This window comes from Paenibacillus polymyxa, assembly GCF_018614975.1.
Classification (GTDB): Bacteria; Bacillota; Bacilli; order Paenibacillales; family Paenibacillaceae; genus Paenibacillus; species Paenibacillus polymyxa_E.
Map to the genome: position 1 here is coordinate 12,773 of NZ_JAGGNR010000013.1, position 14,764 is coordinate 27,536.

At 46.5% G+C, this 14,764-nt stretch carries 12 protein-coding genes; 9 read left to right on the forward strand and 3 right to left on the reverse strand.

Annotation, left to right across the window (positions count from 1 at the left end; translation table 11 throughout):
- Position 1: 1 nt before the first annotated feature.
- The 4 genes from J7E78_RS12680 to J7E78_RS12695 all read left to right on the forward strand — a co-directional run bounded on the left by J7E78_RS12680 (position 2) and on the right by J7E78_RS12695 (position 5,671).
- Positions 2–2,197, forward strand: a complete 2,196-nt coding sequence (locus tag J7E78_RS12680; RefSeq protein ID WP_311517216.1) for a hypothetical protein — start codon at positions 2–4, stop codon at positions 2,195–2,197.
- Between the two features lie 29 nt (positions 2,198–2,226).
- The gene (locus tag J7E78_RS12685) at positions 2,227–3,258 is read left to right on the forward strand and encodes a pilus assembly protein (protein ID WP_215076603.1); all 1,032 of its coding nucleotides are present in this window, start codon (positions 2,227–2,229) and stop codon (positions 3,256–3,258) included.
- Positions 3,259–3,269: 11 nt separating this feature from the next.
- Positions 3,270–3,785 (forward strand): A24 family peptidase, encoded by a 516-nt coding sequence (locus J7E78_RS12690; protein ID WP_215076604.1) that lies wholly within the window; start codon positions 3,270–3,272, stop codon positions 3,783–3,785.
- Between the two features lie 116 nt (positions 3,786–3,901).
- Positions 3,902–5,671 (forward strand): DUF6382 domain-containing protein, encoded by a 1,770-nt coding sequence (locus tag J7E78_RS12695; protein ID WP_215076530.1) that lies wholly within the window; start codon positions 3,902–3,904, stop codon positions 5,669–5,671.
- A 12-nt stretch (positions 5,672–5,683) separates the two neighbouring features.
- On the opposite strand, the gene J7E78_RS12700 is transcribed toward J7E78_RS12695, so the two are convergent.
- Both J7E78_RS12700 and J7E78_RS12705 read right to left on the reverse strand, forming a co-directional pair.
- Positions 5,684–6,595, reverse strand: coding sequence for a TIGR01777 family oxidoreductase (locus tag J7E78_RS12700; RefSeq protein WP_215076531.1), 912 nt, complete (start codon positions 6,593–6,595; stop codon positions 5,684–5,686).
- Between the two features lie 159 nt (positions 6,596–6,754).
- Positions 6,755–7,222 carry a DUF2621 domain-containing protein gene (locus J7E78_RS12705; RefSeq protein WP_176872741.1) on the reverse strand — a complete coding sequence of 156 codons (468 nt, stop codon included), beginning with the start codon at positions 7,220–7,222 and terminating at the stop codon, positions 6,755–6,757.
- A gap of 169 nt (positions 7,223–7,391) precedes the next feature.
- Between J7E78_RS12705 and J7E78_RS12710 the strand changes: the two genes are divergently transcribed.
- Both J7E78_RS12710 and purU read left to right on the forward strand, forming a co-directional pair.
- Positions 7,392–8,498, forward strand: coding sequence for a deoxyribonuclease IV (locus tag J7E78_RS12710; RefSeq protein WP_215076532.1), 1,107 nt, complete (start codon positions 7,392–7,394; stop codon positions 8,496–8,498).
- 43 nt (positions 8,499–8,541) lie between these two features.
- On the forward strand, positions 8,542–9,435 hold the full coding sequence (gene purU / locus J7E78_RS12715; RefSeq protein ID WP_215076533.1) for a formyltetrahydrofolate deformylase: 894 nt from the start codon (positions 8,542–8,544) through the stop codon (positions 9,433–9,435).
- Positions 9,436–9,509: 74 nt separating this feature from the next.
- Here the strand turns inward: purU and J7E78_RS12720 are convergent, their stop codons facing one another.
- Positions 9,510–9,989, reverse strand: coding sequence for a hypothetical protein (locus J7E78_RS12720; RefSeq protein ID WP_215076534.1), 480 nt, complete (start codon positions 9,987–9,989; stop codon positions 9,510–9,512).
- A gap of 397 nt (positions 9,990–10,386) precedes the next feature.
- Here J7E78_RS12720 and tkt point away from each other — a divergent pair, with 397 nt between their 5' ends.
- The 3 genes from tkt to J7E78_RS12735 all read left to right on the forward strand — a co-directional run bounded on the left by tkt (position 10,387) and on the right by J7E78_RS12735 (position 14,652).
- Positions 10,387–12,429, forward strand: coding sequence for a transketolase (tkt, locus tag J7E78_RS12725; RefSeq protein ID WP_215076535.1), 2,043 nt, complete (start codon positions 10,387–10,389; stop codon positions 12,427–12,429).
- A gap of 370 nt (positions 12,430–12,799) precedes the next feature.
- Complete coding sequence (gene ppnP, locus J7E78_RS12730; protein WP_017689983.1) at positions 12,800–13,117, forward strand: pyrimidine/purine nucleoside phosphorylase; 318 nt, start codon at positions 12,800–12,802, stop codon at positions 13,115–13,117.
- A 179-nt stretch (positions 13,118–13,296) separates the two neighbouring features.
- Positions 13,297–14,652: a glucose-6-phosphate isomerase gene (locus J7E78_RS12735; RefSeq protein WP_215076536.1), complete on the forward strand. Its 1,356-nt coding sequence runs from the start codon at positions 13,297–13,299 to the stop codon at positions 14,650–14,652.
- The last annotated feature ends 112 nt before the right edge of the window (positions 14,653–14,764 follow it).

Sequence of the window (14,764 nt, forward strand, 5' to 3'; positions counted from 1 at the left end):
GGTGGAGCTGTTTAGAAAAAAAGACGATGAGTTGGGAGCCGTAACCCTTTTTTTAATATTAATATTGGCCGGAGTTTATATGTTTGTCGCTATATTCATTGATTACGCTCGGATTGCTGCATTCAAGGTGCAGACCGAACGCATGACTCATGCTGCGATGAGATCCGTCATGTCAGCCTATGACACCTCACTACGTGAGTATGGTTTATTCGGATATGGTGACAGCAGTGGGGATGCGATTATGGCTAAAGTGCTGAATGATAGTGTGAAGCCTTCATCTGTAAAAGATGGATTCCCCGTTCTGGATATCCAGTGGGATACAACTACGCTGAGCATGGAGCGTGAACTGGGAAGATACGATATATTTAATCGCCAGATTCAGGAGGATATGAAGTATCGGGCTCCGGTTGATTTTACCCTTGAAGTGATCAATCGATTCAAACCTATGTCAGATGAGATGAAGGAAGCTGCGCATACGGTAGACTTGCTGAAAAAATTACAGAAGTTATATGACAAACGTGAAGAACTGCTGGACGAAGCCATTGCCAATCAGACGGAGTCCGCGGAGAAGCTGAAGAATCTTCCGAAGTTAATCATGGACCCGCCTTCACAAGCCATTCATGAAGAAATGTTGGAAGAAACACCAGAGACAGCTGCCGAGGCGGCGGCACGTTATGCAGATTATCTGAACAAGAAACAGGCAGATGAGGGACTGCCGTTCAGAGAGCAACAATACATATTGGAACTGGCTCGTTATCGGACTGGTGTTGGTAATGTGGTGACAGGTATCAGCATGATCATACAACCCGCGTTACAGGCCCATCAAACAAAGCTGGAGGAAGCACAGTCCAAGATCGAAGAAGCACGCAAGATTAATGATGAAATGAAACGTGTGATCGCGGAGGGGGAGAACCGTTCACAGAATGCCAGCTATGACAACGTCGGCAACTCGAATCTGCCTGGGACGGGTCCTGCATCTACTGGATCAGGCAGTGAAGCTAAAAGCACACGTTCCCTCGCCTCGGAGCTTGTGAGGGCGGATAGCCTATTTAATCAGTTGAACGCACGTGTGGTTTCACAGCATTCGGACTTCTCTAACGTCAGAAGAGACAACATGGAGTTGAATAATCAGCTTCGCAGCGTTACGGGAATGAGTGGGGTTCCGATTAAAACGGCGGTCAGACAGGCAAGTCTGATTACGGAACGATATATGGACACCTATGTACGTAGCGGTCCTGCCAATCTCATCCTGCAAAGTAAGCAGCAGCTGGAGAGTGGTCGTGGGTCGGATGCTGAGCGCAAAGCGAATGACAAAGAATCCAAAGGGAAATTGAAGGAAGTCAAGCGAATCTTGTCGCAGATTCAGAATGGAAGTTCCGGTTCCATGGACGCTTTCAAACAGTTGGAGGAATATTACAACGCTAATATTGCTTTTAACGAGGCTAGTCGTGAGGTTGCCAAAAAGGCAGAGATTGCTGGTGATCCCTATGACTCTGGTGGTGATGCCATGAAGGGGATGGACAGTTTGTTTGGCGGGATGTCCGGTCTGCTGGACGGTCTTGGCGACGAATTATTTCAGAATGAATATGCTTTAGCCTATTTCAACTCCATGGATTTTGGTCAGTTATTTACCTGGACTGAAGGTGGTGGAGATGCTGGTGATGTTTTCAAACTGGAGAATCAGGAACTGGAGTATATCGTCTACGGGTTTCATAATCCTTCGGGTAACATCGCTGCGGCATATGCGGAGATATTTGGGATGCGGCTGGCTATTCGGACGGCAGAAGGGTTAATTGAGCACAGCAAGCTTGGGAACCCACTTCTGGTATTATCGGCGGCAATCTTATACGGGATTACAAACGCCATTACCGATATGGTGAAACTCGCGAAAGAGGGCAGTGTGGAATTGTCAAAGTATATCAAAGTCAAGCTGACGTATAGGGACCATCTTCGATTGTTCCTCTTGATGCACAGGAACAATGAACGCAAAATGTCCCGAATGCTGGCGCTAATTCGATTGAATACGGGTGTGAATCCAGATGAGAAACAGACGTATGCTTCGGGTAACATGCGCAGCAGCATCAAGTTGTGGTTTTTACCAGGGGTAGTTAGAAGCATAGGTACAGTTATGGGGAGTGCGGACCAGGTTGAAGATGGGCGATTTTTCATTGAGCGGAAGGCGGATTATTCCTATTGAATAATCAGGATCGTTTCGGTGGAGGGATTATGGACAAGCAGCAACAATATGAAAAAGAAAGCGCACAAATGCAGATTCGTATAACAAGAATAATCAGATTTCAGCGTTTGAAGTCTCTCGAAAAGCAGGTATGTTCTTCGAAAAAGGAACAAGGCAGCATGGTTCTGGAAGCTTCACTGGTGTTACCTGTCTTCCTGTTCTTTATCATGTTTCTCATCTTCATAGTGCAAATGACTCTAATCTCCACAGCGTTACAGAGCACGGCGGGTGAAGCGGTGAAGCAGTTATCAACGAAAATATATCCTGTTTCCCTGGCATTCACACCTTCTGATTCTGCCGGCGGAGAAGGTTCTGGAGGGGGTTGGAAGATACCAGAGTTATCTCTGACGGAATGGGCAGAAGGTTATGCTTCTTCTTTGCCCGAGCCATTAAGTGATTGGGTACGTTCAGCTGCGGCCAGTGGTGAACAGCCACTACAGGAGATCAAAACATCCGTCTTGGAAACCGTACTTGATCCCACGGTAAAACCGCTGCTTCAACCATTTATCGAGCCAACGCTGCTGAATATGGAACGTGTTCATGTGAATGGTATTTCAATACCTGATCTCAAAAACAAAACAAATCCATATTTCCGACTTGAACTGAGTTATGAATTGCCGGTAAAAGTTCCCTTTCTTAGTAAACCGCTACGGATTCAGGCTGCTGCGGCAGAGCGGGTATGGATTGGAGATACCGGAGAAGGATCAGATGGCAGCGCAGGAGACGGGAATACTGCGGGTTCAGCAACGGTATTGTCAAAGCCTGACCCGGCTTACATAGGCAACAATGCAACGATCAAGGTGAAGGTAGAACCAGGAGCGACAGCCAACTTAACGATATTTTACAAGTCAGGTGAAAGTTCTGCCAAGCACATCGGCTGGGCCACCGCAGATGAGAATGGAATTATTGAATGGACCTGGTTTGTTGGTACTCGGACAACAGAAGGAACATGGAGTTTTGTTGTCGAGACAGGGGACGGTGCCAAGACGGAGACTACGTTTACCGTGGCCTCCAGAAAATAAGGAAGGGGATGATGGAGGTGGAGTGGTTTTACATTGCCTGTGGCATATACGTAATTGCAGCTTTTATTACAGATATTCGTTCAATGAAAATTCCAAATCGATTGACTTTACCCGTGACTGTTGCAGGCGTATTGGCCCATATCATATGGGGAGGTTGGGATGGTTTCTTGTTCTCAGCCGCTGGATTTGCAGCAGGTTTTGGCATTTTGTTTCTGATGTATGCGATTGGAGCCGTAGGGGCAGGAGATGTGAAATTGTTTGGTGGGATTGGCGCATGGACGGGACTTGCTTTTGGCATTCATGTCATTATTTACTCCGTTTTGTACGCGGGAGCCATTGGTTTGGTGATACTTCTATTCCGCAAGGATTCAGCGAAACGGATTCGAGGCATGGCAGGCAATCTTGCCGGGTTCTTCATGCTTGGTTCCCTCAAGCTGTTTAACACAGAGAAGACATTGAAGTTTCCGTTTATGCTGGCAGTGTTACCTGGATTTATCACGGTGCTTATCCAGGGACTGTTTCCTTGAAAAAAGGAATCAAGATATCTGTGGATAAAAGCGGTCGGAAGGTTGTTCCGTCAACGAAGTTCCCAGTGTAACTTTCTTTATTTGATCCTATATAACAATGGAAAGAGAGGATTGGCATGTATGGATTAACGAGAGATTTTATTCGTAACGGCGGAGCGTTCATGGTTTTGGAGAAAGAGGACGGGTTACGAATGGAGGAATTGAGCCGGGTACAGATGGGGATGTTGTCCTCCAATCACATTCCGCGACTTCTTCCTGTTCATATTCGGGAAATCGATCGAAATGTAACTTTGCAGTACGACATATCAGGCTACAAGATGTTATCCCAGATGTTAAAGTCAAGCAAAATCAAATTGCGTGTTCTATATGGTTTGTTGTTCCAACTAGCTGATGCCTTCACGGAATGCCGGCAATATATGCTGGAGCCTCGTAAATTATTGATTCAGGAAGATTACTTGTTCATCAACGGTTCATTCGAACAGGGTGAACTTGGGATGGTATATGTACCGATCATGGATACAGTTGAAGTTGATCCAACGCCTCAGCAATTCCGTGAATTGGTGATCAGGCTGATGGCACATGTACAGGAACTGCAGGGAGAAGGTATTCAGCGAGTTCTGCAGTTATGTGACAACGAACGCTGGGATATCAGACAGTTGCGAGAGCTTCTGTTGGAATTATACGCTGACGAGCAAGAGAATGGAGGAGGCGCAGCATTTCTCTCATCCAGAACTTTGGAAACATTCGATGATTCAAGAGGTGATCTTCATTCGTCGATCTCTGAGCGAGATAGCAGGCTAGCCACTGGTACTTCTCGGCCTTATCAACCCGGTGCTCCCGTTCAAAATACTGCTGTGGGGCTGCAACTAAATTTCCGTCAGCCGCAGAAAATGAGTGAATCTGAGGTGGAAGACATACCGGTGAGATCTCGATCCTTTTCAGGCAGGCGCTCATCTGAGCAATCTTCATTAGAGAGCTCAAACAGCATGGATCAGGGGCGAAGTAATCGGTATGATTCGCTAGAGCGTGTTGATATGGAAGTGGAGGAGAAGCCCGGATCTTCCAAAGTAACCTATATCATATTGGTCTGCATGGTTGCCATGGCATTGGTATGGAGATTTATTTACATGGAGCAACCGGGACAGACACAGATGATCCTGTGCATAGTACTAAGCCTTGGCTTGCTTGGTGTAGCAGGATGGACGTGGAAGCGTAAGGGAAGCCCTCAGAATGACATAGAGAATAAGCGGTCCTTTTCATTCAATTTAGGTAAGAACAAAGGCAAGCAAATCGAGGATGAAGAGGAACAATTTCAGGAGAGTTGGCGCTGGAATACAGTTGAAAGACCAGTTGAACGCGTAAACCAAACGGTTGCATCCGCCTCAGAAGGTGGTAGCGAGCATTCCCGTTATCAGAGTCTGCATATGACACCTGAACACTCCGAACCACCGTTCGTTCAGCGCCATGTGGAAACAGCTTCAACTTCAGAGCTAATCAGGCATGATGCAGTTGCGGAGGCAACCGTGAATTTGCAGAATGTGGCTAAAGGTAACTTTACAGGGGCAGGTCCGGTGATGGCGTCTTATTATCTTGAACGAAGATCTGGCACCGGTGACCAACATGAACGAATGGATGTGCAAGGTGCATCTTTTGTAATAGGAAGATCGGCAGACATGGTTCAATGGGTGGACACAGCGACCGGGGTGTCCCGTGCTCATGTGGAATTGAGCCGGAACAAATCGGGCTATGTCATTAAGGATCTGGGTTCCGTCAATGGAACCATTCTTCAGGGCAATATTCTTGCTCCGTATAAGGAGTATCCATTGGCGGATGGAGACACATTTACACTTGCTGAATCTGTCTACACTTATCGGTCGATTGGATAAGCCTTAGTTCAATCAGTCGGATAAGCCACGGTGCTTCAGATCCTCTAGGGCCTCGGTTAAGGTAGGGAAGGTGAATTGGAATCCGTGGTCGAGTGCTTTTTGCGGAATGACTCTCTGCCCCTGAAGCACGACAACGGATAGTTCTCCGACCAAGGTTTTAATCAGGAAGCCGGGTACGGGAAACCAGTGAGGGCGATGATACACCTTACCCACTGTACGACCGAATTCATCATTGGTAACGGGGTTTGGTGTGGAAGCATTTACTGGCCCCGAAATCTGTTTGTTCTGAATGGTGAAGTCGATTAGTCTGACGATATCCATAATGTGAATCCAGCTTGTCCATTGCTTGCCACTACCAAGCTTGCCGCCAACACCCAGCATATAAGGTAGTTTCATCAATGGAAATGCACCTTTTTTATGACCCAGTACCAAACTCACCCGGATTTTAACGAGTCTTACATTTTTGATTGCATCTGCAGCAACTTCCCATTGTTCTGAGACCCGGGACGGGAAATTCATTGATTTTTGCGGACTGCTCTCGTCAAAGGTTTCATTAGGGGAGGTTCCATAAATGGCCATAGCAGAAGCCTGAACGACGACTTCAGGCTTTTGTTCCAGGGATTCCACCAGTCGGGCTACCCGCGCTACGGTCGTGACTCGGGATTCAACAATCTCCAGCTTCGCCTTGGTTGTCCAACGTTGATTCAGCGTTTCTCCAGCAAGATTAACGAGAGCATCCATACCTTCCAGCAAGTGAGGTTGTTCTTCGACTTGTTCCCAGGATATATATGTAAGATTTTTACTTGGATTATGCAAGTCAGGCAGTTTTCGTGTAATAACTTTCACATGGTGCCCGGCTTGCAGCCAGTAATCTACAAGTGCTCCTCCCACAAATCCGGTACCTCCACAAATGGCAATTTTCATATCAAACATCCTCTCTGTATTTTCACTGCGCTGATATATACCGTTGGATTGACAAACAGCCCCGTACGGTAAGCACTGCCTGTTGGGAACAACTTACCTGACGGAGCATATCTGTATCTAATTAACCAAATCTATATGCCACTTAACTCATCTTTTATTTTATTTAATCAAATGTTGATAAGGGGAATAATCGATTTTGTTTTTCTCCAAAAATTTTACCAAAAACTTATTATCCCGCTTCGGTGTGGCAATAATGTATCCTTTGATGCAATGATCTCTCGATACTTCCGTGGCGTTGTCTTCGACTGCAATTTTACCGATCTCTGCAGCAATGGAATGTTTGGCGATGTCACGAAATGGCCCGGGCACAGGCTCCACAAGTTGATCCAAAAAAGCTTTGGCTTCATCCGTCCACAAGTGACGGCTGGCTTCAACCCAATAATTCTGCCAATCCAGTTTGGACTTTCCGTCCGCTTTTGGTAGCACTTTCAAAAACTTGCGCATCATGAAGAATCCACCGATACACATGCTGCCAAGCAATAAAAAAGTCCAGAATGCGATTGTATTCATAAACCAATTGCTGGGGGAACTGCTGGTCAGTATCATCGCGTAGGAGTCGAAAATCATTGCGGAGTCACCTCGGTTCATTGATTTTCACGGAAAGACGGATTCGCCTACCCATGTTCCACATAGTAGCTGTTAAAAATAGCCTCTATCCCGAATTATAGCGCATTTCTAGATTTATTTCGATAATCGCGTTAGAATAAGGGATAATTCAGATTAAGGGGGATCAATAATGCTGAAAATCGGCTCCCACGTGTCCTTTTCGGACAAGGGATTATTGAGTGCAACGAAGGAAGCGTCTTCGTACGGTTCCAGTTCGTTTATGATATATACGGGTGCACCACAGAATACACGTCGCAAGCCAATCGAATCAATGTATATTGAAGAAGGAAAACTTGCCATGCAAGAGGGTGGAATGGAAGATATCGTTGTCCATGCACCGTACATTATTAATCTTGGCTCATACAAAGATAACACGTATAGACTCGCTGTAGATTTCCTTCAGGAAGAGATTCGTCGGACACATGCCATTGGTGTGAAAAACATCGTATTACATCCCGGCGCATTTACAGACAAAGATGCCCACTATGGGATCGGACGGATCGCAGAAGGGTTGAATGAAGTGCTGGAGGGTGTGAAAGAGACGGATGTGAACATCGCTCTGGAGACCATGGCTGGCAAAGGTACGGAGATGGGTCGCAGTTTCGAAGAGATCGCCCAGATCATTGAGAAAGTAACGTATAACGAGCGCCTGACTGTGTGTATGGATACATGCCACATTCATGATGCAGGATACGATATCGTTAATGATTTTGACGGTGTACTGGAACAATTCGATCGTACGGTAGGACTTGACCGCATTGCCGTAATGCATATTAATGATAGTAAGAATGCTGTGGGTGCGCACAAGGACCGTCATACACCAATTGGCTCTGGATGGATCGGGTTTGAGGCGATTAACCGTATCGTCAACCATGAGAAGCTTCAAGGACGTCCATTTATTTTGGAGACACCTTGGATTGGTAAAGAGGCCAAGACACAGCGTCCAATGTATGAGGTGGAGATTGCCCTGCTTCGTGGGGATGTTGCCGGTCGATTCGGCCAGGAATTCCTGACAGAAGTAGAACAGTTGCAACACTTTTTCAAAGGTAAAGAGATTGAGTCCCGTTCGTATATTCTGGATGTGTGGACGTTGCTCAAAAATGATGCCAAAGCCAAAAAGGCAGATCCGCGTGAACCGCTGGAACGCCTCTATGACATGGTGACTGAAGCTGCACTACTCCCGCATTTGAATGAAGAACAACTGAATCATCGCTTGATTGCATGGCTTGCGGGTTAACCCCCGCAGGTCATGGCTTAATTGAAGGAGGAAGAATAACCCGATGGAGATCCACGCTAAACAAGTACGCCCTGATTCTAAAAACCACGCCGATCGTGCGCGCATGCTCATTTCCTGTCCTGATGGTCCGGGAATTGTAGCTGCCGTCTCTCACTTCCTGCACCAGCATGGTGCAAACATTGTTCAGTCGGACCAGTACACCATGGACCCTGCTGGAGGCATGTTCTTTATGCGAATTGAGTTTGATCTTCCGCAATTGCTGGTCAATTTGCCGAAACTGGAAGCTGATTTTGCAGAAGTAGCAAGCCGTTTCCAGATGGAATGGACGTTATCTGCGGTCAGCCGCAAGAAGAAACTGGCTATCTTTGTATCGAAAGAAGATCACTGTCTGGTTGAATTGTTGTGGCAATGGCAGGCAGGCGACCTGGATGCCGATATTGCGCTTGTGGTCAGCAACCATCTGGACATGAAGGACTATGTAGAATCATTTGGCATTCCATATCATCATATTCCGGTAACAGCAGATACGAAGAAAGAAGCCGAACAGCGTCAGTTGGACGTTATAGGCGATGATGTGGATGTGATCATTCTGGCTCGTTACATGCAGATTATCTCTCCCATGTTCATTGAGCACTACCGCAATCGAATCATTAATATCCACCATTCGTTCCTGCCAGCCTTTGTGGGTGGTAAACCGTATGCGCAGGCGTACAACCGTGGTGTCAAAATTATCGGTGCGACAGCACACTATGTTACGGAAGAACTGGATGGCGGCCCGATTATTGAACAGGATGTGCAACGTGTAAGCCACAGAGATGACGTAACCGAGCTGAAGCGCATTGGACGTACCATTGAGCGTGTTGTGCTTGCACGTGCCGTGAAATGGCATGTTGAAGACCGTGTTCTCGTTCATGAAAATAAAACCGTTGTATTTTAAGCTCTCGCTTTAATACTGTGCAAGGTTGATTCGGAACCACGTAATAGATTAACAAAAAAGCGACCCCAATTCGTTTACGAAGCGGGAGTCGCTTTTTTTGTTGTGTTGATATACTTTCCGCACAAGCCAAGCACAATACCGAATAGCAGATGTCCAACAATCCAGTAGAGGATGGCGGACACATCGTACAGGTCTGGCACACGTGATGACAATTGAGAGAGTGGGATATAGAGCAGGGACGAGACTGCACCAAGCAAAATTCCTTTGATCATAGGGCGGCCTGAATGTCGTACCCACCACACATAGAAGATGCCGATCACAACGGACACAACTAGATGCAGAGAAAATTCAATGATTTCGGGTAAGGTTGGCGGAAGAACAGGCACAAAATCAATATTCAGCAGCAGGGTATATACTTGTTCACCGGTGTTGGCCTGAATCATTTTGAGGAAAAATCCCAGGACAACTCCCGAGAGAATCCCCGTTAAAATACCGGATATCCAGGGTAATGAGTGTTTTAGCGATGTTGATGGGTGAGCAGCAGGATCTGGCATGATCGCGACCTCCTATAGACTTTCGAATCCATATTAAGGAACATTATATGTGAATTGAGGATGAATATCTAAAAAATGCATGGTTTTCAGGTTAAAGGTTATACTTCATGCGATGGATTAGCGAGGCTCCTTAAGTCTGCTTTTGGAATTTAGTACCTTGTACAGTACGATTTTTGCTTGATAGGCCAAGGATTATTCATCACAAACAACCGATTTTTCATGAACTTCTCAAAGAAGGTTATGGAAAAGCTTCACGCCAAGTGATACAATACAAAAGTGAATAAGTCAAAATGAAACACTCAAGCGGATTCACTTATTGTGAAATTCGGTTTGCTTGGTTGATGAGAGGGATTCGCTTGCGCACCCGACTTATCTAAAGACATGAGGAGGACAAACCATGACTGACAAGAACGAAGCGATTCAAAAGGACGAGAATAATACAATCGACAACCTGTCGATTACGACCGTACGTACTTTGGCGATTGATGCAATTGAGAAGGCAAATTCCGGACACCCGGGTATGCCTATGGGCTCCGCTCCAATGGGGTACCAACTTTTTGCAAAAACGATGACTCATAACCCGGACCACCCAACTTGGGTTAACCGGGACCGTTTTGTCCTGTCTGCAGGACATGGCTCCATGTTGTTGTACAGCTTGCTGCACCTGAGCGGATATGATCTTCCAATGGAAGAACTGAAACAGTTCCGTCAATGGGGAAGCAAAACACCGGGTCACCCGGAATTCGGACATACTGCAGGTGTTGATGCAACAACCGGACCACTGGGTCAAGGTATTGCAATGGCTGTAGGTATGGCGATGGCTGAAGCTCAACTGGGCGCAACATACAATAAAGACAAGTTCAACGTAGTTGACCACTACACTTACGCAATCTGTGGTGATGGTGACTTGATGGAAGGCGTATCTCATGAATCAGCTTCCCTTGCTGGACGTTTGCACCTGGGCAAACTGATCATGTTGTTCGACTCCAATGACATCACGCTCGATGGTAAATTGGATCTGTCTTCTTCCGAAAGCATCGCGAAGCGTTTTGAAGCTTATGGCTGGCAAGTGCTGCGTGTTGAAGATGGTAACGATCTGCCAGCAATCGAAAAAGCAATTCAGGAAGGTCAAGCAGATACACTGCGTCCTACACTGATCGAAGTTAAAACGGTTATCGGTTATGGTAGCCCGAACAAACAAGGTAAAGGCGGCCACGGCGGTACTCACGGATCTCCACTGGGTGCAGACGAAGCCAAATTGACTAAAGAGTATTACAAATGGGTTTATGAAGAAAACTTCCACGTACCTGCTGAAGTTCGCGATCACTTTGCACAAGTGAAAGATCGTGGTATCTCTGCAAACAAAGCTTGGGACGAGAAATTTGCCGAGTACAAAAAAGCATACCCTGAGCTGGCAGCTCAATTCGAAACAGCGATTAACGGCGACCTTCCAGAAGGTTGGGACCGTGATCTTCCTAAATATGCAGCAACAGACAAAGCGCTTTCCACTCGTGTGGCATCCGGTAACGCTCTGAACGGTCTGGCACACAACGTGCCACAACTGACAGGTGGATCTGCTGACTTGGAAAGCTCCACAATGACTCACCTGAACAACCTGGAGAACTTCACACCTGAAGATTACTCCGGCCGTAACATCTACTTCGGTATTCGTGAATTCGGTATGGCTGGAGCAATGAACGGTATGGCACTGCACAGCGGTGTGAAAGTATTCGGAGGTACGTTCTTCGTATTTACCGATTACCTGCGTCCGGCTGTTCGTCTGGCTGCCCTGATGGGATTGCCTGTAACGTATGTTCTGACTCACGACAGTATCGCTGTTGGTGAAGACGGTCCTACGCACGAACCGATCGAGCAATTGGCATCCCTGCGTATCATTCCTAACCTGACGGTTATTCGTCCGGCTGACGGTAATGAAACCTCGGCTGCTTGGGCTTACGCGCTTGAGAACAAGAGCAACCCGGTCGCACTCGTACTCACTCGTCAAAACCTGCCGATCCTGGAAGGTACGGTTGAAGGTTCACGTGAGAACGTGAAACGTGGTGCTTATGTTGTCTCTGATGCAAAAGATGGCAAAGCGGTAGCACAAATTATCGCTACAGGTTCTGAAGTGCAATTGGCTGTTAAAGCTCAAGCAGCACTTGCAGAACAAGGTATCCAAGTTCGCGTAATCAGCATGCCAAGCTGGGATCTGTTCGAGAAACAAGACAAAGCTTACAGAGAGTCCGTTCTTCTTCCGGATGTTAAAGCTCGTCTTGCAATTGAAATGGCTTATCCAATGGGCTGGGAGAAATATGTTGGCGATCAAGGTGACATTCTCGGAATCAGCACATTTGGTGCGTCCGCGCCTGGCGACCGTGTTATCCAAGAATATGGCTTTACAGTGGATAACGTGGTTAGCCGCGTAAAAGCATTGCTGTAATAGAGGTTGTTCAAAAAGTCTGCTTTTGATTACGAAGGATGCCTCACGGCATCATCAGCGTCGAATATGGGATTCAGCCGAATAAGCAGATGCTTACGAAGTATGTTTCCTTCGGAAACATTGTAGTTGCTCACGTAGTTCTGCCTACGCTCAGCTACTCCATTTCTAGCTTCATCCCATCTTCTCGGTACTGAAAACCTGACTTTTTGAACACGCAATTATAGCTTCATAAGCGCTGCTATGGTCGGGAGAGCATCATGCTGTCCTGATCCATGGCAGCAAGTTATTTCCGCAGAGATGGACGGTAACTCGTTATCGCTCTGATCTGTTTTGCCTTTTGTTTTCATTAACTTCAGGGGAGCGGGTACGCATGTCACAATTCGATCAAGTCAGTGTAGTGAAAGAGGCCAACATTTATTATGATGGTCAGGTAACCAGCAGAACGGTTATTTTGGGGGATGGCAGCAAAGTGACTCTGGGCATCATGCTTCCAGGCAGTTATGAATTCGGTACGGATTCCCGTGAAATTATGGAGATTCTGTCCGGAGATCTGAAAGTATTGCTTCCCGGAGAAGAAGAGTGGCAAGAGATTCAAGGTCAAGCTACGTTCCACGTGCCTGCCGAATCCAAATTCAAACTGGAGATACGCAGCGTTACTGACTACGTCTGCTCGTACCCGGCGGAATAACATAAGAAGGGTAAGCAGAACCGCGACCCGCGGATTCGGTTTACCCTTTTTGCTTCTTGAATTCTAACGACAAAGTTCGAGCTGCAAGCTTGTCAGCCCCGTGGATTTGAAGTATCCTTAAGGCAAGTTGTTTAGAATGGAACACGCACTATAACCGAAATCAGGAGGTTTTTGAGATCATGGCAAAAAAAGTGACATTTGACTATAGCACGGCATTGCAATTTGTAAATCAGCACGAAGTGGACTATTTCGCTGAACCGATTCGTCTGGCTCATGAGCAGCTTCACAACGGAACAGGAACAGGCTCCGATTATCTGGGCTGGATTGACCTGCCAACGGCTTATGACAAAGAAGAGTTTACCCGCATTCAAAAAGCGGCTGCCAAAATCCAAAGCGACTCCGAAGTACTGATCGTTATCGGTATCGGTGGATCATACCTGGGTGCACGTGCAGCTATTGAAATGCTGACTCACTCTTTCTATAACAATCTGCCAAAAGACAAACGCAAAACGCCTGAAATCTATTTTGCAGGAAACAATATCAGTTCCACATATGTAACTCACTTGCTGGATCTGGTGGAAGGCAAAGATTTCTCTGTCAACGTCATCTCCAAATCCGGTACAACAACAGAGCCGGCTATTGCTTTCCGTATCTTCCGTGCAGCACTGGAAGAGAAATACGGTAAAGAAGAAGCCCGCAAACGCATCTATGCTACAACAGACAAAGCGCGCGGTGCACTGAAAGAACTGGCAAATGCAGAAGGATACGAATCTTTCATTATCCCGGATGATGTAGGTGGACGTTACTCCGTTCTGACGGCTGTAGGTTTGCTGCCAATCGCAGCAGCGGGTATCAGCATCGAAGAAATGATGCAAGGTGCGGCTGATGCATCCAAGGAATACAGCAACCCGAATGTAGCTGAGAATGAAGCATATCAATATGCTGCTGTTCGTAACGCATTGTATCGCAAAGGTAAAGGAACTGAGATTCTTGTAAACTATGAGCCATCCCTGCACTTCGTATCCGAGTGGTGGAAACAGTTATTCGGAGAGAGTGAAGGTAAAGACTACAAGGGGATCTATCCTGCATCTGTTGATTTCTCTACAGACTTGCACTCCATGGGTCAATTCATTCAGGAAGGTAGCCGGAATATTTTCGAAACTGTTATCCAGGTTACTGAAGTTGCTGAGCATATCTCCATCAAATCCGATCCGGACGATCTGGATGGTTTGAACTTCCTTGAAGGCAAAACCATGGACTTTGTTAACAAAAAAGCGTTCCAGGGAACACTGCTTGCACATACGGATGGTCAAGTACCAAACCTGATTGTGAACATTCCAGATATGACTCCATATTCTTTCGGATATCTGGTATACTTCTTTGAAAAAGCATGCGGTATCAGTGGCTACCTGCTGGGCGTCAATCCATTTGACCAACCAGGTGTGGAAGCTTACAAGAAAAATATGTTCGCATTGCTGGGCAAACCAGGCTTTGAAGAAGAGAAAGCAGCGCTCGAAGCGAGACTTTCCGAATAATTCATCGGTCTGCTCATATAGTTGAATAAGGTAATGTAAATCTAACCGGGAATCACTGTTCGTGTAAGATGCAGAATTCCCCGGCTGTAGATAACCAGGGCAGTTCGTCCGC